The sequence below is a fragment of the Mycobacterium sp. ST-F2 genome, from assembly GCF_001905655.1.
GTDB lineage: Bacteria > Actinomycetota > Actinomycetes > Mycobacteriales > Mycobacteriaceae > Mycobacterium.
Map to the genome: position 1 here is coordinate 118,126 of NZ_JMHT01000022.1, position 20,991 is coordinate 139,116.

The following is a 20,991-nucleotide window of genomic DNA, read 5'->3' on the forward strand; positions in this document are numbered from 1 at the left end:
TGATCGCAGCCTGGGCGCCGTAGCGTCGGCGCTCGTGCGCAGACTGTTCACGGCGACCACGCTGGCCCTCAGTGTGTTACTGGCAGCGCCGACCGCAACACCGATCGCCGCAGCTGAACCCGCCGGGCAGCCCACCGGTGCACAGGCCCTGGCGAACGGCCCCGCCAAGGCCTGGCTGGTCGCCGATCTGGACACCGGCCAGGTGCTGGCGTCGCAGGACCCCAATGGGTCGTATGCCCCGGCCAGCACCATCAAGCCACTGCTGGCCATGGTCGTGCTGGACAACCTGCGCCCGGATGCCCTGGGGCGGGCCAACGAGTCGCACACCAAGGTCGAATGCTCGTGTGTCGGGCTCAAACCCGGGCAGGTGTACAGCGCGCGACAGCTCTTGGACGCCCTGCTCATGGTGTCGGGCAATGACGCCGCGAACATGCTGGCGGACATGCTCGGCGGGCAGCGCCCCACGGTGGCGGCCATGAACCGCAAGGCCGCCGCGCTCGGCGCCCGGAGCACGCGCGCAGGCTCGCCATCCGGGCTCGACGGACCGGGTTGGGAGTCGATCACCACACCGCGCGATCTCGCGGTGATCTACCGGGCGGCGCTGACCTATCCCGTCATCGCCGAGATCTTCCGGCAGACGACGGCGCAGTTCCCCGGCCGGACCCTCACCAGTCAGAACGAGTTGTTGACCGGGTATCCCGGCGATTTCGCCGGCAAGACCGGCTACACAGACCGCGCCCGCAAGACGTACGCCGGCGCCGCGCAACGCGGCAACCACCGGCTGGTCGTGGTGCAGATGTACGGCACCGGCGACCTCTACCCCCAGGCGCGACAGTTGTTCGACTGGGGTTTCGGCCAGTACACCTGAGTCAGTAGATCCGCCCGCGCAGGAGCACCAGCGCAGGGTGGTCGAGCACACCCGGCAACCGCGGGTCGTCGGCGTAGCAGACCAGATCGGCCGACGCGCCGTGCTCGAGTGCCGGACGCCCCAACCACTTTCGCGCATTCCAGCTGGCCGCCCCCAGCGCATCCGTCGGGCTCAGTCCTACCCGGCCGAGGGCGGCGACCTCGTCGGCAATCCGGCCGTGCGCGATCATGCCGCCGGCGTCGGTGCCCGCGTAGATGGGCACCCCCGCGTCGTGGGCGGCGCCGACGCGCTGCGGGCACGTCGCGTACAGATCGCGCATGTGCTTGGCGTAGGCCGGAAACTTGGTGGCTTTCTCCGCGATGCCGGGGAAATTCTCGATGTTGATCAGGGTCGGCACCAGCGCGGTGCCGTGGGCCAGCATCAACTCGATGATGTCGTCGGTGATCCCGGTGCCGTGCTCGATGCAGTCGATGCCGGCGTTGATCAGTCCCGGCAGCGCCTCTTCGCCGAAGACGTGGGCCGTGACGCGGGCGCCGTTGGCGTGGGCGGCGTCGATGGCTTCTTTGAGAACGTCGTCGGACCACAACGGGGCCAGGTCGCCCACACCCCGGTCGATCCAGTCGCCGACGAGCTTGACCCAGCCGTCACCGCGGCGGGCCTGTTCGGCGACATACTGCGGCAGCTGCGATTCGTCTTCGATGTCGATCGGCAGGCCGGGCATGTAGCGCCGGGGCCGGGCCAGGTGCCGTCCCGCCCGGATGATCCTTGGGAGGTCGTCACGGTCGTCGAAGTCGCGGGTGTCGACGGGCGATCCGGCGTCGCGCAGGAGCAGCGCGCCGGCCTGCCGCTCGGTCTCGGCCTGCCGCTCTGCCTCGTCGAGTTCGACGGGGCCGGCAGGCCCGATGCCGACATGGCAGTGCGCGTCGACGAGGCCGGGGATGATCCAGCCACCGTCGAAGATCGTCTCGGCGTTCGCGATCGGCTCGGCCGACAGCACCCCGCCGTGTATCCACCACTGCACCTCGTCGCCATCGGGCAACCCCCGACCGCGGATGTGCACCGGGGCGAGCGAAGCGACGGGAGAAGCCGCTGGCATCGGGCTACTTCTTCGGGAACTTCAGCTGCGACAGATCGAAGTCGGCAAGACCCGGAGGCAATTCGTTGAGCCCCTGCGGCATCTTCGACAGGTCCGGGAAACCGCCCGGCAGCGCGCTCGGGTCCAGGCCGAACGGGTTGGCTGCGGCCTTCGGCGCCGTCGGACCCCGACCGCCCTTCCGGCCCTTGCCCGCCTGCTTGTTCTTGCCCTTGGCGGCCTTGCGAGAGTTCTTGCGGCCGAACGGCATTCCCATCTGACCGGCCATCTGCGACATCATCTTGCGGGCCTCGAAGAAGCGGTCGACCAGCTGGTTGACCTCGGCCACCGTGACGCCGGAGCCGTTCGCGATGCGCAGGCGCCGGGACGCGTTGATGATCTTCGGGTCGGACCGCTCGGCGGGCGTCATACCGCGGATGATGGCCTGAATCCGGTCCAGGTGGCTGTCGTCGACGGCGGCCAGGGCTTCCTTCATCTGCCCGGCACCGGGCAGCATGCCCAGGAGGTTCCCGATGGGCCCCATCTTGCGGATCATCAGCATCTGCTCGAGGAAGTCCTCGAGCGTGAGCTCGCCGGAACCGATCTTGGCCGCGGCCTCTTCGGCCTTCTTCTGGTCGAAGACCTGCTCGGCCTGCTCGATCAGGGTGAGCACGTCGCCCATACCCAGGATGCGCGACGCCATCCGGTCCGGGTGGAAGACGTCGAAGTCCTCGAGCTTCTCGCCGGCGGAGGCGAACAGGATGGGCACGCCGGTGACCTCACGCACGGACAGCGCAGCACCACCGCGGGCGTCGCCGTCCAGCTTGGTCAGGACGACACCGGTGAAGCCGACGCCCTCACGGAAGGCGTTGGCGGTGGTGACGGCGTCCTGACCGATCATCGCGTCGAGGACGAACAGTGTCTCGTCAGGCTTGACGGCGTCGCGGATCGCGGCGGCCTGGGCCATCAGTTCCTCGTCGATGCCGAGGCGTCCGGCGGTGTCGACGATCACGATGTCGAAGTGCTTGGCCTTGGCCTCGGCCAGACCCGCGGCAGCGACCGACACCGGGTCGCCGGTGGTCATCTGGTCGATGGTGACGCCGTCGGGCGAGACCCCCGGGTGCGGGGCGAAGACGCTGACTCCGGCCCGCTCACCGACGATCTGCAGCTGGTTGACGGCGCCCGGGCGCTGCAGGTCACAGGCCACCAGCAGCGGCGTATGTCCTTGATCCTTAAGCCATTTCGCCAGCTTGCCGGCGAGGGTGGTCTTACCGGAACCCTGCAGACCGGCCAGCATGACGACCGTCGGCGGCGTCTTGGCGAAGGCCAGCTGGCGGGTCTCGCCGCCGAGGATGCCGATGAGCTCCTCGTTGACGATCTTGACGACCTGTTGCGCCGGGTTCAGCGCGCCGGAGACTTCGGCACCCTTGGCACGTTCCTTGATCCGGCCGATGAAGTCACGCGTCACGGGCAGTGATACGTCGGCCTCGAGCAGAGCCAGGCGGATCTCGCGGGCGGTGGCATCGATATCGGCGTCGGTCAGCCGGCCCTTGCCGCGCAGACCCGACAGCGCACCGGTCAACCGGTCGGACAGGGATTCAAACACGGGGTCAAGCCTAACCGCAGCGCCTGTCGCCGGTACTTCGGCACCACCGTCCCCTTGACACCGTGCCGCCCGGGCGCGCAATATTTCATCACATGATGAATTCATTGCCTGATGAATTAATTGAGGAGGCTGAGATGACCACCACGAACAGCACGGACGTCGTCGTTGTCGGCGCCGGCCCGACGGGCCTGGCATTGGCATGCGAACTGGCCATGCGCGGCGTCGCGGTGCAGTTGCTCGAACGGCGCCGCGACATCCCGAACATCACCCGGGCCTTCGGCGTGCATGCGCGGACGCTGGAACTGCTGGACGCCCGCGGCCTCGCCGACGAACTCGTGCAGCGGGGCCTCCCCGTCCAGAGCGTGAGCCCCGTCCCCGGCGTGGCGATCAACCTGCAGGAATTGCCCAGCCGCTACCCCATGGTGCTGATGGCACCGCAAAGCCTGACCGAGCGGGTGCTGACCGAACGTGCGATCGAACTGGGCGTCGAAATCCGTTACGGCACAGAGGTTGTCAGCCTGGCGCAGGACAACGACGGCGTCACGGTGCAGCTCGGCGACCAGAGCACGGTGCGCGCGGAGTACCTCGTCGGCTGCGACGGTGCGCACAGCGCCGTGCGCACCATGCTGAACATCGGGTTCGCCGGCAAGCAGTATCAGACCCACATCCTGCTCGCCGATGTCCAGCTGGCGAACCCGCCGGCCGACGGGTTGGCGGCCGCGACCAGTCCCGACGGCGTCGTCCTGCTGGTCCCGTTCGGCGACGGCTGGTTCCGCGCCATCGCATGGGACCGGACGCGTGAGAACGTTCCGCTCAGCGAGCCGGTACCGCTGTCAGAAATCAGGAACTCGCTGCTCCGGATAGCGAAAACAGACTTCGGCATCGGCGAGATGCGCTGGAGCACCCGCTTCCTGTCCGAACGACGACAGGCTGACCGCTATCGCGTCGGACGCTGCTTCATCGCCGGGGACGCGGCCCACGTGCACTCGCCCCTCGGCGCGCAAGGCATGAATACTGGCATCCAGGATGCGATGAACTTGGGCTGGAAGCTGGCGTCGGCCGTCAAGGGCACCGCACCGGCCCGGCTCTTGGACAGCTACCAGCGTGAACGCCATGCCGTGGGCGCAAACGTGCTCAAACTCACCGACGCGTTCAATCAGCTGGTGCTGGGCCGCAGCCTCCCGCGGCGACTGCTGCGGCGCATCGCGATCACCGCGCTCCTGAGCACCCGACCGACCAGGCGCGCCATGGCAGGCCGCCTCAGCGGAATCGCGATCAGCTATCCACGCAAGCGTGACGATCACCGATTGGTCGGGCGACGGATGCCCGACGCCTCGTGCTCGGGCACACGAGTCTACGAACTGCTGCGTGACGGTCGGTTCTTGCTGGTGACCAAGGGCGGTCTGATGCTCGACCGCGCGGACGTCACCTGCGCGGTCACGGACGATGACCAACTTCCGCCGGCGGTGCTGATCCGGCCCGACGGCTACGTCGCGTGGGCGGGTGAAGCGGCCGAGGCGCCTGCAGCCGTGCTGAATTGGTGCGGACGCGCCGAACTCGCTAACTCACCTCGGCAGTGACCGCAGTCGCCGGCTTGACCGGCGCCGGAGCAGGCAGCACCGCGTACAGGTCCTGCTCGAACGCGGTCCGGGCCTCGGCGGCGGTGAAAGTCTCCGGCACCAGCAGGCCGAAGGCGTCGACGACCGTTGCGCCCAGCGTCGTCACCTTGGCCCACGACACGTCCACACCGTCGCGCTCGATCACGGCGGCCAGTCGGGCCAGCAGGCCGGGGCGGTCGGCGCTGCGGATCTGCACCACCAGCTCACCGGCGGAGGACCCCGCGAACCACAGCACGCGTGGCGGCGCGACGGTCTGGTATCCGGGCACAGCCGCTGGAATCTCGCCGGCCCGCCGGGTCGCCGGTGGCGTCTCGTCGTCGCGCTCCTCGAGCGCGGCGATGACATCCAACTCGCCGTCGAGAGCCAGGATGAACTGCTGTCGCAACAACTCCGCGGCCGGTGGTGTACCGAAATGCGGCGAGACGACGAACGTGTTGATCGCCAACCCCTCGTGACTGTTGACCGACGCCGAGTGCACCCGCAGCGAGTGCAGAGCCAGCACCCCGGCCGCCTTGGACAGCAGGCCGCGCCGGTCCGGGGCCATCATCGTGACGTTGAACAGGTGCGCGCTGCCCGCTGCGGCGAGTTCCACATGGACACCGCTCTGGTTGGCACGCGAAAGCAGTTGCGGATCAATGGGATCAGGGTGCGGCAGGCTCTCCCCCGCCATCACCATCCGGCATCGCCGGACCAGGTCGCCGATCAGCGAGGCCTTCCAGTCGCCCCACACGCCGGGGCCGGTGGCCAGCGAATCCGCCTCCGCCAACGCGTGCAGCAACTCCAGCACCTGGGCATCGCCGTCGAGCGCCTCGACGACAGAGGCAATGGTGTTGGGGTCCTGCAGGTCTCGACGGGTTGCGGTCTCGGGCAGCAGCAGGTGGTAGCGCACCATCTTGACCAGCACCTCGATGTCGGCAGGCCACAGGCCCAACCGGATACCGATCTGATTGGCCAATTCCGCGCCGATGACGCTGTGATCGCCGCCCCGGCCCTTGCCGATGTCGTGCAGCAGCGCGCCCAGCACCAGCAGATCGGGCCTGTCCACCCGGGTGGTGAAAGCGCTTGCCCGGGAGACGGTTTCGATCAGATGGCGGTCGACGGTCCAGATGTGTACGACGTCACGGGGCGGCAGGTCGCGGATCGCGCCCCACTCGGGGAACAGCCGTCCCCACAACCCGGTCCGGTCGAGGGCCTCCACGGTGGCGACCGCGCCCGGCCCGGCCGCCAGCATCACCAGCAGGTCGTTGAGCGCTTCTTTCGGCCACGGTGCCCGTAGTTCGGGTGCCGATTCGACCAGCCGCGCGAGCGTCGAGGCTGCGATGGGCAGTCCGTTGGTGGCCGCAGCCGCGGCCACGCGCAGAATCAGACCGGGGTCACGCTGCGGCTTGGCGTCGCGGGCCAGGATGACCTCGCCGCCGAACTCCAGCACACCCTCGTCGAGGGGGCGTCTGATCGGCCGCCTGAGGGCGGCAAAACCTCTGCGCGGCAAAGCATTTCCCGCGGTTCGCACGCCGGCGTCCACGTAGAAGGTGATGGTGCGGGCCGCATCGCTGATCATCCGCGCCAGGTCGAAGCGGTCGCCGATGTTCAACGCGGCGCCGACCTCGTCGGCGTACTGGGCCAGCACCATCTCGCGGCCCTTGTGCGAGATGCGATGGAGCTCGGTGCGGACGTTGAGCAGGGCCAGGTGGGCATCACCCAGAGTGCCGATCGGCGAGGCCACCGACCGGCTCGGATAGACATCGGCCAGCTGTGCCATGGCCAGCGCGTTCAGCAGCTGCACGTCGCGCAGGCCGCCACGGCCGTTCTTCAGATCCGGTTCCGCCCGGTGCGCAATCTGGCCGGAACGTTCCCACCGCGCCGCGGCGTGTTCGATCAATTCGGTGAAGCGGGAGGTGATCCCGGTCCGCCACTGCCGCCGGGCTCCCCCGACCAACAGGGACGACAGATCGGAATCACCGGCGATGTGCCGGGCGTCGAGCATGGCGAGCCCTGCCGAGACATCGCCGGCCGCGGTCTTGAGTGCCTGCGGCACCGTCCGGACGCTGTGGTCGAGGTGAATGTTGGCGTCCCACAACGGGTACCACAGCGACTCGGCGACCTCGGTGACGACGTCCTTGGGCAGGTCGTCGTGCAGCAGCATCAAATCCAGATCCGAGAACGGCAGCATTTCCCGCCGTCCGAGACCTCCGGTCGCCACGATGGAGAATCCACTGGTCTCGGTGATGCCGATCTCGGTTGCCTTTGCGGCAAGCCAGAATTCATACAGATCGACCAGTGCCTCGCGCAGCGCCGCCGAATCGAGCCGGCGCGCGCCGCCGGACAACAGCTGCTCGACGGCAGCCGAGAGGTCACTTGCCGGGCGGGGTGATCCCACCGCCGGAGCCTGCGAAACCGAAGTATCGCCGGCCCCGGCAGCGGAATCTGGTGTCTGCATGGTCATCTGGTAGTCAGCCGCCGTCAGATGGCGTCGCTGCCCCGTTCACCCGTACGGACCCGCACCACGGTCTCGACGGTGGTCACCCACACCTTGCCGTCACCGATCTTGCCGGTCCGTGCGGCCTGGACGATGACGTCCACGACCTTGTCGACGGACGCGTCGTCGACGATGACCTCGACCCGCACCTTCGGCACGAAGTCCACCGAGTACTCAGCACCGCGGTAGACCTCGGTGTGGCCCTTCTGGCGGCCGTAGCCCTGCACCTCGCTGACGGTCATCCCGAGGATGCCCATCTGCTCCAGACCGGTCTTGACGTCTTCGAGCGTGAACGGCTTGACGATCGCCGTGATCAACTTCATTTGATCAATTCCTTCCAAATAACCGCGAAACCCGTGGATGTCACCGTAAATCCTTCCCGATCACGCGAATTCATAAGCGGTTTCCGCGTGTTCGGCCTCGTCGATACCGGTGGCCTCATCTTCCTTGTCGAGGCGCAGGCCGATGGTGAACTTGACGATCAAGGCCAAGATAGCGGTAACGATCGCCGAGTACGCAAGCACCGCGAACGCGCCGACAGCCTGACGCCACAGCTGGTCGAACCCACCGCCGTAGAACAGACCCGCGACTGCGGCCGGAGCCTCCTTGGTGGCCACCAGGCCGACCATCAGGGTGCCGAACAGACCACCGACCAGGTGCACGCCCACGACGTCGAGCGCGTCGTCGAAGCCGAACTTGAACTTCAGGCCGACAGCCAGGGCACAGACCACACCGGCACCCGCACCGATCGCCAGCGCACCGATGACGTTGACCGACGAGCAGGACGGGGTGATGGCGACCAGACCGGCCACGATGCCCGACGCCGCACCCAGCGAGGTGGCGTGGCCGTCGCGGATCTTTTCCGTCAGCAGCCAGAACAGCATGGCGGCGGCGGTCGCGACGGTCGTGGTGATGAACGTCGACGCGGCGACACCGTCCGAGGTCAGTGCCGAGCCGGCGTTGAAGCCGTACCAACCGAACCACAGCAACCCGGCGCCCAGCATGACGAACGGCAGGTTGTGCGGCCGCATCGGAGTGGTGGGCCAACCCGCGCGCTTGCCCAGGATGATCGCCAGCACCAGACCCGCGGTACCGGAGTTGATGTGCACCGCGGTACCACCGGCGAAGTCGATTGCCTTGAGGTGGTTGGCGATCCAGCCGCCGTGGGTGGCGGTGATGCCGTCGAAGGCGAACACCCAGTGCGCCACCGGGAAGTAGACGAAAGTGGCCCACAGACCGGCGAACACCAGCCAGCCGCCGAACTTCAGGCGGTCAGCGACCGCGCCGGAGATCAGGGCGACGGTGATGATGGCGAACATCAATTGGAACGCCACGAACACGAGCTGCGGGATGGTCCCGGCGAGCGGAATCTGCACCGCCGCAGTGGTTCCCGCGGGCAGGTGGGCCACCAGCGAGTTGCCGCCGATCAAACCCTTGAGTCCCCAGTACTGCGTGGGATCTCCGACGATGCTCCATTTGTCGTCGCCGAACGCCATCGAGTAGCCGAACAGCACCCACAACACGGTGACGACACCCATGGCGCTCACGCTCATCATGATCATGTTGAGCACGCCCTTACGGCGCACCATGCCACCGTAGAAGAACGCCAGACCCGGTGTCATCAACAGCACGAGAGCTGAACTCACCAGCATCCATGCTGTATCACCGGTGTCCGGCGTGCCCAAGATAGGGAATCCATCCACTGGCCGCTTCCTCCTTCACCTATGTCATGGGCAGATGCCGATGACCTAGGCCAGAACTTTGCGCATCGGTTGTTTCGCCGACGGCGCGCGGGCGTTTCGCATATGTGAACGGATCGACCAGTTACGTTTCGGCGCGGTTAATGCGCTCTTCGCCGGCCCTCGCACTCTTTGTCAGAAGACGCGAAAACCCCACATTTCGGTCGAAATATGGGGTTCTCGTGCCTGTTCGCGAGAGGTCGGGTTACCCCAGGAGCGCGTCGACGAAAGCGGCGGGTTCGAACGGCGCCAGGTCGTCCGGGCCCTCGCCGAGGCCGACGAGCTTGACCGGCACGCCGAGCTCCTGCTGCACCCGGAACACGATGCCGCCCTTCGCGGTGCCGTCGAGCTTGGTCAGCACCACACCGGTGATGTCGACCACCTCGGCGAAAACCCGGGCCTGCGGCAGGCTGTTCTGGCCGATGGTGGCGTCGAGTACCAGCAGCACCTCGTCGACCTTGGCGCGCTTCTCGACGACGCGTTTGACCTTGCCCAGCTCGTCCATCAGACCGGTCTTGGTGTGCAGCCGGCCCGCGGTGTCCACCACGACGACGTCAGCGCCCGCTGCGATGCCCTTGTCGACGGCGTCGAACGCGACCGACGCAGGGTCCGCGCCCTCGGGGCCGCGCACGATGTCGGCGCCGACACGGGCGCCCCAGCTCTGTAGCTGATCGGCGGCGGCGGCGCGGAAGGTATCGGCCGCACCGAGGACCACGCGGCGGCCGTCGGCGACCAGGACGCGGGCCAGCTTGCCGACGGTGGTGGTCTTGCCGGCGCCGTTGACGCCGACGACCAGCAGCACCGACGGCTTGTCGGCGTGCGGCAGCGCCTTGATGGACCGGTCCAGGTCGGTCCGCAGTTCCTTGATCAGCACCTCGCGCACCACCGCGCGGACGTCGGCCTCGGTGCGCACGTTGGCCTCGGCCATGCGGCTGCGCAGCGCCGTGACGATCGATTCGGTGGCGACGGGTCCCAGGTCGGCGATCAGCAAGGTGTCTTCGATGGACTCCCAGGAGTCCTCGTCGAGGTCGCCGCCGCCGAGCAGGCCCAGCATGCTGCGGCCCAGTGTGGTCTGCGACTTGGCCAGGCGGCCGCGCAGGCGCTCCAGCCGGCCCGCGGTCGGTGCGATCTCTTCGCGCGGGGCAACCTCGGGTTCGGGTTCGGGTTCGGGTTCAGGTTCAGGGGCTGCCTCGACCTCGGGTTCGGGCGCGACGGTCGGCTCGGGCTCGGCCACCACTTCCGGTGCCTCGGCCACCACGTCCGGCTCGGCCACGACTTCGGGTTCGGGCAGTTGGACGTCGGCGATGGTGCGCTTGCGCGAGTCCCGCGGAATCTCGGCGTCGTCGCCGACCGTCGGTAGCTTCTCCGCGGTGTCCGAACTACTGAACGTGATGCCGGATGACGCCGTGTAACCGCCGGAACGGTCCAGCTTCGGAGTCTCCTCCGGCGCGGACAGCGAAATCCGGCTGCGCCGGTAGCGGACAAATCCGACGACCAGAGCGGTGACAACGAGAACAGCGACGATCGCTACTGCGATCCAGAGACCTTCCGACACCGTGCCATTCTGTCAGTCGCTCCCCCGACACCCGCGCCTGGCGCTGCCTCTGCGTCGGCGGCGCGGACGCCCGAGTGGACGTCACCCTGGACGCAGGGTGAACCCTACGTCGGGCTCGAGACCAACTCCTGGCCGCGCATGCGCTGCGAGATCACCTGCGTGATGCCGTCGCCCTGCATGGTGACGCCGTACAGCGCGTCGGCGACCTCCATGGTCGGCTTCTGGTGCGTGATGACGATCAGCTGCGACTTCTCACGCAGCTGTTCGAACAGGCTGATCAGACGACGCAGGTTCACGTCGTCCAGGGCGGCCTCGACCTCGTCCATGACATAGAAGGGCGACGGGCGGGCCCGGAAGATCGCCACCAGCATCGCCACCGCGGTGAGGGACTTCTCACCACCGGACAACAGCGACAGCCGCTTGACCTTCTTGCCCGGCGGCCGGGCCTCGACCTCGATGCCCGTGGTGAGCATGTCGCTGGGATTGGTCAGCAGCAGCCGGCCCTCACCACCCGGGAACAGCGTTTGGAACACCTGGCTGAACTCGGCCTCCACGTCGGCGTAGGCCTCGGTGAAGACCCGCAGGATGCGCTCGTCGACGTCGGCGATGACGTCCATCAGGTCCTTGCGGGCACCCTTGACGTCCTCCAGTTGAGTGGACAGGAAGTTGTAGCGCTCCTCGAGCGCGGCGAACTCCTCCAACGCCAACGGATTCACCCGGCCGAGCTCGGCCAGTTCCTTCTCGGCCTTCTTCGCGCGACGTTCCTGCGTAGGCCGGTCGAATGCCATGGGCACGGGCGCGGTGACCTGCTCGCCGCGTTCCTTGGCCTGCTCGTACTCGGCCATCTCGAGTTCGGTCGGCGGTAGCGGCACATCGGGTCCGTACTCGGCGACCAGGTCGGCCACTGCCATGCCGAACTGCTCAAGTGCGTGCTGCTCGAGCTGTTCGATGCGCAGGGCCGCTTGGGCTTTCGCGACCTCGTCGCGGTGCAGCGCCTCGGTCAGAGCACCGGCGCGAGCGCTGAGTTCCGACACTTCCGCCCGGACCCGCGTCAACCCCTCGGAACGCTGGGCCCGCTCAGTGGCGAGCGCATCGCGCTTGCGCGCCGCGAGAGTCACTGTGGCAGCGAGCTTTTCCGCCACCAGCCGGCCGGACTCGGCGACCGCGGCCGCGACCTTGGCCGCGTTCTCCCGGGCTTCCCGGGCCCGCGCCGCCCGTACCCGGGCCTCACGCTCGGCCGCCGCGGCCCGGCGCAACGAATCCGCCCGTCCCCGTACGGCATTCGCCCGTTCCTCAGCAGTACGCACGGCCAGCCGGGCCTCGACCTCGACCGCTCGCGCCTCTTCGGCGGCCGCCGTCGTCTCGGACCGGTCGACGTACTCGACGTCGAACATCGGCTCCTGCTGCGCGTTGTGGAATCGGTCTTCCAGCTCGGCCAGCTCGGCCTGGGTGCGGCTGCGGCCGGCTTCCAGTTCGTCGCGCTGCCGGATCAGCTGCTGCCATTCGGTCTCCGCAGTCCTGGCCTCGTGCCCGAGCCGGGCCAGCTGCTCGTAGATCGCCGAGATCGCGGCGTCGGACTCGTGCAGCGCCGCCAGTGCATGCTCGACGGCGTCGCGCCGCGCCTTCTGTTCAGCGAGGGCACCCGCCAGTGCGGCACCGTATTCGCTGGTCTGGCGCTCGGCGTCGATCAGCGCGGCGCGCGCCTTCTCGATCTCCGAGGTGATCTCCAGAGCGCTCGGCTTGCGATCGGATCCACCGCTGACCCAACCGGCGCCGACCAGATCGCCGTCCGCCGTCACCGCCTGCAGTTCCGGACGTGCGGCCGCCAACTCCAGCGCCGCAGGCAGATCAGCGACCACCGCGACCCGCGCCAGCATGGCGTGCATCGCACCCGAGAGCCGCGCCGGCACGTCGACCAGATCCAGCGCCCACTGGGCACCGGGCGGCAAATCCCCACGCAGCGAAGCGGTTGCATCCCCTTCCACGGGCCAGTCGCCCAGCACGATGGCCGCTCGTCCACCGTCGCCCTTCTTGAGCGCGTCGACGGCGGCCCGAGCCGCATCGAAACTCTCGGCCGCGAGCGCGTCAGCAGCGGCACCCAGCACCGCCGCGATCGCCGTCTCGTGACCCGACCGTACCCGCACCAGTTCGGCGACCGAACCGAAAAGTCCTGCGCCGTCATGGTTTTCCTGCAGCCACGCCGAACCGTCTTTGAGGTCCAGGGTCACTGCCAACGCGTCGATACGCGCGCGCAGCGAGGCCACCTGCTTCTCCGCGGCGCGCTCGGCGGCTTGCAACTCGTCGACGCGTTCGTCGGCCTGCAGCATGGCGTTGATGGTGCGGTCGTGGTGCTCGTCCAGGCCGTACTCGCCGGCGTCGAGCTCACCGACCTTGCTCTGCACGAGTTCGAACTCGGCTTTCGCCTGCTCGACCCGGGCGGCTGCCTCCTCGATGCTGCCGGTCAGCCGGACCGCGCCCTCGTCGATCGATTCGATGCGGGTACGCATGGTGTCGACCTGTCCGGACAACCGGGCCAGTCCTTCACGCCGGTCGGCCTCGGCCCGGGCTGCCGCCATCTGGGCGCGTTCAGCGTCGGCCGCGGCGCGTTCACACTCGGCCAGCGCGCCACGGGCGGCCTCCAGCCGGGTCCGCGATTCGGCGAGCTCGGCGAGCAGTTGTTCCTCGTGCTCGGCGACCGCATCGGCCTCGGCGTCCAACGCGTCCGGGTCCGGCCCGGTCGACATCTCGGGATCGGAGTCCAGGAGGTTGGTGCGCTCGGTGGCGATGCGCACGGTGGCGCTCACTCTTTCGGCCAACGCGGACAGCCGGAACCAGGTCTGCTGAGCGGCCTCGGCACGGCCGGACAGGCCCGACACCGCGGCTTCGTGGCCGGCCAGTTCCGCGGAGGCGGCTTCGAGGCGCTCGGTCACCTCGCCGTGCTCGCGCCGCAGCGCGGTCTCGGTCTGGTTGGTGTCGTCGAACTCGGCCTGCCGCGTCACCAGATCGTCGGCGGCCAGCCGCAGCCGGGCGTCACGCAGATCGGCCTGGATGGTCTGCGCGCGACGTGCCATCTCGGCCTGCCGGCCCAGCGGCTTGAGCTGACGGCGCAGTTCGGTGGTGAGGTCGGTCAGGCGGGCCAGGTTGGCCTGCATGGCGTCGAGCTTGCGGACCGCTTTTTCCTTGCGCCGACGATGCTTGAGCACGCCGGCGGCTTCCTCGATGAAGGCGCGACGATCCTCGGGGCGCGATTCCAGGATTTCCGAGAGCTTGCCCTGGCCGACGATGACGTGCATTTCGCGCCCGATACCGGAGTCGGACAGCAGTTCCTGCACGTCCATCAACCGGCAGCTGCTGCCGTTGATCTCGTACTCACTGGCGCCGTCGCGGAACACGCGGCGGGTGATCGACACCTCGGAGTACTCGATCGGCAGGGCGTTGTCCGAGTTGTCGATGGTCAGGGTCACCTCGGCCCGGCCCAGCGGGGCCCGCGACGAGGTGCCGGCGAAGATGACGTCTTCCATCTTGCCGCCGCGCAGAGTCTTGGCACCCTGCTCGCCCATCACCCAGGTCAGGGCGTCGACGACGTTCGACTTGCCCGAGCCGTTCGGCCCCACCACGCAGGTGATGCCCGGCTCGAAGCGAAGAGTCGTCGGCGACGCGAAGGACTTGAAGCCCTTCAGCGTCAGACTCTTCAGATGCATGGGGTGAAACCCTACCGTCGCACCGGTTAAATGCCGGGGACCCCTGGGCCTCTAGCGCTCAGAAAAACCCTCGATCGGGTCGCCTGCGGCGGCCCAGTCGTCGACGACGGTCGTCACCGTACCGGGGGTGGTGCCACCGCGCAGCAGCGCCAACAACCGCTCGCAGTCGGCCCGCGACCCCTGCGCCACGACGTGCACCCGGCCGTCGGGCTTGTTGCTCGCGTAGCCGGTGAGGCCCAGCTCCAGCGCCCGGGCCCGGGTCCACCAGCGGAACCCGACGCCCTGCACCTGGCCGTGCACCCAGGCCGACAGCCGGACCACGTCGGCGGAGCCGACAATCGGGCCTTCAGCGGTCACTTGTCTGCGAACTCGAACGTGACCTCGGTGCCCGCCTTCAGCGTGCGGCCCACCGTGCAGACCTTGTCGATGGCCCGCTCGACGACGATCTTCAGTCGCTTGATCTCGTCCTCGGACAGGCTCGACAGGTCCAGCTCCATGGACTCCTGCAGCAGCGGGTAGACCTCGTTCTCCCGATCCGGTGGTCCCGACACCCGGATGGTGGCGTCGTAGTCGTCGCCGAGCCGGGTGCGCAGCGGTGCGTCGCTGCTCATGCCGCTGCAGGCCGCCAACGCGATCTTGAGCAGTTCGCCGGGCGTGAAGACGCCGTCGACGTCCTCGGATCCGACGAGGACTTCCGCTCCGCGCGAGCTGTGCCCGGTGTAGCGCCGTACCCCGGTCCGTTCGACCCACAGTTCCGTCATGGCTCATTTGTACCGTGCCGGTGGCACTGACCGGGTACCGCGCCGGCGGCAATATCCTGCGGGAACCCGTGCTGGGGCCCAGGTAATGTCGGGGATTCGCACAACACTCTCGGGGGGAGAGTTCTCATGACGTACCCGCAACCAGGTCAATATCCAGGCCCACACGGGTACCCGCCGCAGGGTCCGTACGGCGCGGGCCAACCGGTTGCCCCCGGCTATCCGGGATACGGCCCGGTGCCCGGTCAGCCGATGGGTTTCGGGTATCCCGGTCCAATGCCACCGACCTCCGGCGGTCCGGGCAAGTGGATTCTCATCGCCGGCGCGGTGGTGCTGGTACTGATCCTGGGCGGCGTGGGAATCTACGTGCTGACCGGCTCGTCGAACGACGACACGTCGACTTCCGCAAGCAGTCAGCCCAGCCACAAGCGCAAGGGTGCGGCGGGCAGCACCGGTCCGACGGACGAGGCCACCGCGCCGGGATCGTCGGGCAGCGGCTCCGACGAGGACGAGATTCGCCAGTTTCTGGCCACATTCGGTGGGGGCGACATGGCCTCGATCTCCTGCGCCAACGACCGCAAGTTCTATGAACAAGCGGCCGGCGGCGCATTCGGCAGCATGCCGATGCCGAAGGTCTCAGGTGACCCGGACAGCCTCAAGGACCTCGACATCACCGTGACCGGCGACCGCGCCACGGTCCAGCCCCCGGGGTCATCGCAGATCGCGATCTACCTGCGCAAAGAAGGCGGCGAGTGGAAGTTCTGCAGCACCGACAACCCGGTGTTCAAGAATCTGCCGGGGACCCGCTGACAGCACCGGTTGCAACGCCCGGGTCGACTGCGGCCGCGGTGCTAACTTGGACAGCACGCACCAGCTCACAGGGAGCGATCACATGACCTATCCCCCACTCGGCCCGCAGCCAGGCGGACAGCCGTGGCAGCCGCCGCAGCAGCCTGCACCCGGGTACCCGTCGGGCGGCTACGGCCAACCGGGATACAGCCAACCGGGATACGGCCAACCCACGTATGGCCAACCGGCGTACGGCCAACCCGGCCAACCCGCCTACGGGCAGCCCTCCTACGGGCAGCCCGCTTACGGCCAGCCTGGCTACGGACAGCCGCCGGGCTACCCGATGGGTCCCGGTTTCCCCGGCGCACCGCAACCCAGATCGAACGGCCCGAAGTGGGCACTGATCGGCGGCCTGGCGGCCATCATCGTCGTCGGCATCGTGTTGGCCGTGGTGCTGGTCTCGAACTCCGGCGGCGGTCTCAGCGCTCTGGGCGGCAACTCGGACGAGGACCAGATTCGCAGCCTGATGAGCTCGGGCCCGGCATCGATCAAAGAGCGCGCGTGCGCCAATGACCAGAAGTTCTTCAGTAAGTTCCCCGGCATCGCCGACGCCACAGGCACCAATCCGACGGGCGCCAAGGGCAAAGCCACCGTCGACAGCGTCAACGTGACCGGCGATACCGCCACCGCAGAAGTCACCGCGACGTCGAGCACCGGCCTGGAGCGTTCCGGCACGCTGTACTTCCGCAAAGAAAGTGGCGAGTGGAAGATCTGCTTCACCGACTCACCGCAACTGAAGCAGCTGCAGAACCTGCCCGGCATGAAGTAACCGACCTGTGACTTGCCCGGCCGCGGTGGGCATTTCGGGCAGGCGAGCTGGTGTTACGTTGGTAACCAAGCACAGTTCACAGGGAGCGCGCAGACATGACCTATCCCCCGTCCGGCTCCGACCCGGGCGCCCAGCCCTGGCAGCCACCACAGCAGCCGACCGAGGGATACAGCCAGCCTGCGTACGGGCAACCGGCGTACGGGCAACCGGCCTACGGACAGCCCGCCTACGGACAGCCGGCTGACGGGCAGCCGGTTTATGGCCAGCCCACATACGGCCAGCCGACGTACGGGCAGCCCGCCTACGGACAGCCCACCTACGGCCAGCCGGCCTACGGACAGCCCACCTACGGCCAGCCGGCCTACGGCCAACCCGGCTACGGCCAGGTACCGGGTTACCCGATGGGGCCGGGTTTCCCGGGTCAGCCCGGGTTCCCGCCACCCACGCCGCCCAACAACACCCGCAAATTCGCCCTGATCGGCGCCGGGATACTCGCCGTCGTCCTGGTGATCGGGGTCGTCTTCGCGGTGGTGGCGTCACGCTCGGGCACGAGCTCGGATTCGGCATCCAGCGGCGGCGGCGTGAGCATCGCCGGGCCGGCGTCGGACGAGGAACAGATTCGCGACCTGATGACGGCGCAGATCGAGACTTTCGACGATTTCAAAGCGCACTCCTGCGCCAATGACGTGAAGTTGTACGACAAAGTGCCCTCGATCGCAGGCAAGTTCGGCAAGGGCGGCAGCAGCGACGCCGGACCCGGTTCGACCAAGCGCGCCGAGATCACCGACATCAACGTCAACGGCGATCGGGCGACGGTGACCGTCAACTCGGCCAGCGGGGTCACGAACGTTCCGCTGCGCAAGGAAAGCGGCGAGTGGAAGTTCTGCATGACCGATTCGCCCAAGTTCAAGGGCATCCCCGGGCTGAAGTAGCCGCCGCCGGTCAGCCCCCGCGCGGAATGCGCGGCCGCGGTTGGCATTTCGGGCAGTAGTACGACGAGCGGTTCATGAACTTCTCCCGCCGGATCACCGTGCCGCAGCGACGGCAGGGCTCGCCTTCCTGACCGTAGGCGTCGAGCGAACGGTCGAAGTATCCGGACTCGCCGTTGACATTGACGTACAACGAGTCGAACGACGTACCGCCTTGAGCCAGAGCCGAATTCATCACATCTGCGGCGTGCGTGAGCAACTCCCCGAGCCGCCGGCGGGGCAACGCCGAAGCCGCCCGAAAGCCGTTGACCTGGGCCCGCCACAGCGACTCGTCGGCATAGATGTTGCCGACGCCGGACACCACGGTTTGGTCCAGCAGCTGGCGCTTGATCTCGGAGTCCTTGCGCCGCAAGACATTCACCACCGCCTCCGGATCGAATGCGGGATCGAGCGGATCACGGGCGATGTGCGCCACCGGCTGGGGCACGACGCTGCCGTCGACCTCGACCAGGTCGCATACCTGCCAACCGCCGAACGTGCGCTGGTCGACGAAACTCAGTTCGGTGCCGTCGTCGAGCACGGCCGCGATGCGCAGATGCGACGGCCGGGCCGGTGGCCCGATCAACATCTGGCCACTCATTCCCAGGTGCACCACCAGCGCCTCGTCGCTGTCCAGAGTCAGCCACAGGTACTTGCCGCGGCGACCCGTCCCGGTGATCCGGCGTCCGGCCAGCCGGCCGGCCAGGTCCGCGGGACCGTTGTCGTGCCGCCGCACCGCGCGCAGGTGCAGGACCCGCACCGTGGCGAAACTCTTTGCGACAACATGTGATTCGAGGCCGCGGCGCACGACCTCGACTTCGGGGAGTTCAGGCATTGCTGACGGCGTCGGCGTCAGGGTCGACGACGGGGCTGGCCTCCAGCGCCTGGTACGCCGCCGCGGCGGCGTGCTGCTCGGCTTCCTTCTTGGTGCGCCCGGTGCCTTCGCCATAGTCGACGCCGTTCACCACGGCGCGTGCGGTGAACTCTTTGTCGTGTTCCGGGCCGGTGGACGTGACCACATACGACGGAACGCCGATCCGGCGGGCCGCGGACAGTTCCTGCAGGCTGGTCTTCCAGTCCAGACCGGCACCGAGACTGGCCGCGGTATCGAGCGCGGCGCTGAACAGTCCCATCACCACGGTCTGGGCCACCTCGTGCCCGTGTTCGACGTACGTTGCGCCGAGCAGTGATTCGAGTCCGTCGGCCAGGAGGTTGGCCTTCTGGGCACCACCGCTGGCCATCTCGCCGCGGCCCAACAGCAGATAGCTGCCCAGCCCGTCGGGGGTGAGGCTGCGCGCGATCTCGGCCAGCGCCTGGGTGTTGACCACCGCGGACTTGAGCTTGGCCAGCTCGCCTTCGCTGCGGTCCGGGTAGCGGCGGAAAATCTCGGCCGTGATCACCAATCCGAGCACGGCGTCGCCCAGGAACTCCAGCCGTTCGTTGGTCGGCAGGCCGCCGTTCTCGTACGCGTAGCTGCGGTGGGTCAGCGCCACGGTCAGCAGCTCGTCGGGCAGTTGCACACCCAGCGCTGCCAGCAGTGGCGCACGATCTACCGTCACGAACCGCCCTCCGACGAAGCCCCGTCGGCATCGGAGGTCTCGGGCAACAACGCCGACAACTTCGCCCACCGGGGGTCGATCTTGTCGTGGTGATGGTCCGGTTCGGCGTCGAGCAGGCGCACACCGCAGTCGGGGCACAGCCCCGGGCAGTCCGGCGTGCACAACGGCGAGAACGGCAGCGTCAGCCCGACCTCGTCGATGATCGACTGTTCGAGATCCACGGCGTCGTCGACGACGTGGCCGACCTCGTCTTCCTCGGTGGTGGCCTCGGTGGTGCTGTCGGGATACGCGAACAGCTCGGTGAGGTCGACGGTGACGTGCCCGGACAGAGGGTTGAGGCACCGCGAGCACTCGCCGGTGGTCGGCGCGGACACCGACCCCGTCACCAGCACACCCTCGGACACCGATTGCAGTTGCAGGTCGAGTTCGATGGGCGCCCCGGGCGCGATCGCCATCAGATCCAGGCCGATCCGCTCGGGACTGGGCACGGTTTCGACGTGCGTGATCATCGACCCGGGCCGGCGGCCCAATCGGGCAATGTCAATGGTCAGCGGACTCGGGCCAGGCATTGCTCAATCCTACGTGTTGCAACTGTCGGCTCGGCCGACGTGGCGCCGATCGTCGACCGGACGCCATTCCCGCAAAGCGGTTCAGCGCTGGGCGTAGTCGTGCGTGCCGGCGGCGGTACGCAGCTGGTGCCGGCCCCGGCTGACCGAGCGCAGGGTGCCCTGGAGGTGCTCCTCGAACTCGGCGAGCTTGGTGTCGACGTAGATGTCGCATTCGCCCCGCAGGCGGTCGGCTTCGGCGTGCGCGGAATCGATCATGCGGGTGGCCTCGGCGTGGGCGGTCTGGACCACCTCGGTCTCGGACACCAGGCGCTGCTGCTCCTTGATGCCTTCCTGCACGGCCTTTTCGTACGACAGGTTGCCGCTCTCCAGCAGGCGGTCGACCTCGGCCTTGGCGCGGTTGGTGCTGGCCTCGTACTCCCGCTTGGCGGTGCTGGCGATCCGGTTGGCCTCTTCACGGGCCTCACCGACCATGCGCTCGCTGTGCGCACGCGCCTCGGAGACCATGCGATCGGCTTGCGCCTTGGCGTCGGCCAGCAGGCGGTCGGCCTCGGAACGGGCGTGGTTGACCAGGGAGTCCGCCTCGGCGGTGGCCGACGACACCATCGAATCGGCGTGCTGCTTGGCCTCGCGCAGCATGCCGTCGCGCGCGTCCAGGACGTCCTGCGCGTCGTCCAGTTCGCCCGGGATCGCGTCCTTGATGTCGTCGAGCAGTTCCAGGACATCGCCCCGCGGCACCATGCAGCCCGCGGTCATCGGCACGCCACGTGCCTCTTCCACGATCGCGCCGAGCTCGTCCAGCGCCTCAAATACTCGGTACACGGCAACACCCTCCAGGCGTAGTTGTTGTTACCAGTGTGCCTGCTGTTACTCGTGTGACTCGGCT

At 68.1% G+C, this 20,991-nt stretch carries 18 protein-coding genes; 5 read left to right on the forward strand and 13 right to left on the reverse strand.

The features are described from left to right. The first annotated feature begins 34 nt into the window (after positions 1 to 34). Entirely contained in the window at positions 35 to 868 is an 834-nt protein-coding gene (locus EB75_RS09835) for a D-alanyl-D-alanine carboxypeptidase (RefSeq protein WP_073695236.1), read from the forward strand. A 1-nt stretch (position 869) separates the two neighbouring features. On the opposite strand, the gene EB75_RS09840 is transcribed toward EB75_RS09835, so the two are convergent. Both EB75_RS09840 and ffh read right to left on the reverse strand, forming a co-directional pair. Next, on the reverse strand, positions 870 to 1,964 hold the full coding sequence (locus EB75_RS09840) for an amidohydrolase family protein (RefSeq protein WP_073695237.1): 1,095 nt from the start codon (positions 1,962 to 1,964) through the stop codon (positions 870 to 872). Between the two features lie 4 nt (positions 1,965 to 1,968). Next, a complete protein-coding gene (ffh, locus tag EB75_RS09845) occupies positions 1,969 to 3,546 on the reverse strand; it encodes a signal recognition particle protein (RefSeq protein ID WP_073695238.1) in 1,578 nt (525 codons plus the stop codon). 134 nt (positions 3,547 to 3,680) lie between these two features. Between ffh and EB75_RS09850 the strand changes: the two genes are divergently transcribed. Continuing rightward, positions 3,681 to 5,126 carry an FAD-dependent oxidoreductase gene (locus EB75_RS09850; RefSeq protein WP_073695239.1) on the forward strand — a complete coding sequence of 482 codons (1,446 nt, stop codon included), beginning with the start codon at positions 3,681 to 3,683 and terminating at the stop codon, positions 5,124 to 5,126. Here the strand turns inward: EB75_RS09850 and EB75_RS09855 are convergent. The 7 genes from EB75_RS09855 to EB75_RS09885 all read right to left on the reverse strand — a co-directional run bounded on the left by EB75_RS09855 (position 5,107) and on the right by EB75_RS09885 (position 15,397). After that, positions 5,107 to 7,608, reverse strand: a complete 2,502-nt coding sequence (locus EB75_RS09855) for a [protein-PII] uridylyltransferase (RefSeq protein WP_073695240.1) — start codon at positions 7,606 to 7,608, stop codon at positions 5,107 to 5,109. The two genes, EB75_RS09850 and EB75_RS09855, sit on opposite strands and share 20 nt — an antisense overlap. Positions 7,609 to 7,625: 17 nt before the next feature. Beyond that, on the reverse strand, positions 7,626 to 7,964 hold the full coding sequence (locus tag EB75_RS09860) for a P-II family nitrogen regulator (RefSeq protein WP_073695241.1): 339 nt from the start codon (positions 7,962 to 7,964) through the stop codon (positions 7,626 to 7,628). 60 nt (positions 7,965 to 8,024) lie between these two features. Then, positions 8,025 to 9,344: an ammonium transporter gene (locus EB75_RS09865; RefSeq protein WP_073695242.1), complete on the reverse strand. Its 1,320-nt coding sequence runs from the start codon at positions 9,342 to 9,344 to the stop codon at positions 8,025 to 8,027. 241 nt (positions 9,345 to 9,585) lie between these two features. After that, positions 9,586 to 10,935, reverse strand: a complete 1,350-nt coding sequence (gene ftsY / locus EB75_RS09870) for a signal recognition particle-docking protein FtsY (protein WP_073695243.1) — start codon at positions 10,933 to 10,935, stop codon at positions 9,586 to 9,588. A 104-nt stretch (positions 10,936 to 11,039) separates the two neighbouring features. Further along, positions 11,040 to 14,636 (reverse strand): chromosome segregation protein SMC, encoded by a 3,597-nt coding sequence (gene smc, locus EB75_RS09875; protein ID WP_073695244.1) that lies wholly within the window; start codon positions 14,634 to 14,636, stop codon positions 11,040 to 11,042. 51 nt (positions 14,637 to 14,687) lie between these two features. Then, positions 14,688 to 14,993 (reverse strand): acylphosphatase, encoded by a 306-nt coding sequence (locus tag EB75_RS09880; RefSeq protein WP_502689355.1) that lies wholly within the window; start codon positions 14,991 to 14,993, stop codon positions 14,688 to 14,690. After that, positions 14,990 to 15,397: an OsmC family protein gene (locus EB75_RS09885; RefSeq protein ID WP_073695245.1), complete on the reverse strand. Its 408-nt coding sequence runs from the start codon at positions 15,395 to 15,397 to the stop codon at positions 14,990 to 14,992. The genes EB75_RS09880 and EB75_RS09885 overlap by 4 nt, the downstream gene beginning before the upstream one ends. A gap of 126 nt (positions 15,398 to 15,523) precedes the next feature. On the opposite strand from EB75_RS09885, the gene EB75_RS09890 reads away from it, so the two are divergent. The 3 genes from EB75_RS09890 (at position 15,524) to EB75_RS09900 (ending at position 17,944) form a co-directional block, all read left to right on the forward strand. Continuing rightward, complete coding sequence (locus EB75_RS09890; RefSeq protein ID WP_142239521.1) at positions 15,524 to 16,204, forward strand: flagellar basal body-associated FliL family protein; 681 nt, start codon at positions 15,524 to 15,526, stop codon at positions 16,202 to 16,204. Between the two features lie 82 nt (positions 16,205 to 16,286). After that, positions 16,287 to 17,012 carry an Rv0361 family membrane protein gene (locus EB75_RS09895; RefSeq protein ID WP_073695247.1) on the forward strand — a complete coding sequence of 242 codons (726 nt, stop codon included), beginning with the start codon at positions 16,287 to 16,289 and terminating at the stop codon, positions 17,010 to 17,012. 95 nt (positions 17,013 to 17,107) lie between these two features. Further along, positions 17,108 to 17,944, forward strand: a complete 837-nt coding sequence (locus EB75_RS09900; RefSeq protein WP_073695248.1) for an Rv0361 family membrane protein — start codon at positions 17,108 to 17,110, stop codon at positions 17,942 to 17,944. Between the two features lie 10 nt (positions 17,945 to 17,954). Here EB75_RS09900 and mutM read toward each other — a convergent pair whose 3' ends face one another. The 4 genes from mutM to sepIVA all read right to left on the reverse strand — a co-directional run bounded on the left by mutM (position 17,955) and on the right by sepIVA (position 20,927). Continuing rightward, complete coding sequence (gene mutM / locus EB75_RS09905) at positions 17,955 to 18,815, reverse strand: bifunctional DNA-formamidopyrimidine glycosylase/DNA-(apurinic or apyrimidinic site) lyase (protein WP_073695249.1); 861 nt, start codon at positions 18,813 to 18,815, stop codon at positions 17,955 to 17,957. Next, positions 18,808 to 19,539 (reverse strand): ribonuclease III, encoded by a 732-nt coding sequence (rnc, locus tag EB75_RS09910; RefSeq protein WP_073695250.1) that lies wholly within the window; start codon positions 19,537 to 19,539, stop codon positions 18,808 to 18,810. Before rnc ends, mutM begins: the two co-directional genes overlap by 8 nt. After that, positions 19,536 to 20,108, reverse strand: a complete 573-nt coding sequence (locus EB75_RS09915; protein ID WP_217267684.1) for a YceD family protein — start codon at positions 20,106 to 20,108, stop codon at positions 19,536 to 19,538. The genes rnc and EB75_RS09915 overlap by 4 nt, the downstream gene beginning before the upstream one ends. Before the next feature lie 81 nt (positions 20,109 to 20,189). Further along, on the reverse strand, positions 20,190 to 20,927 hold the full coding sequence (gene sepIVA, locus EB75_RS09920; RefSeq protein WP_073695251.1) for a cell division protein SepIVA: 738 nt from the start codon (positions 20,925 to 20,927) through the stop codon (positions 20,190 to 20,192). Positions 20,928 to 20,991: the final 64 nt, after the last annotated feature.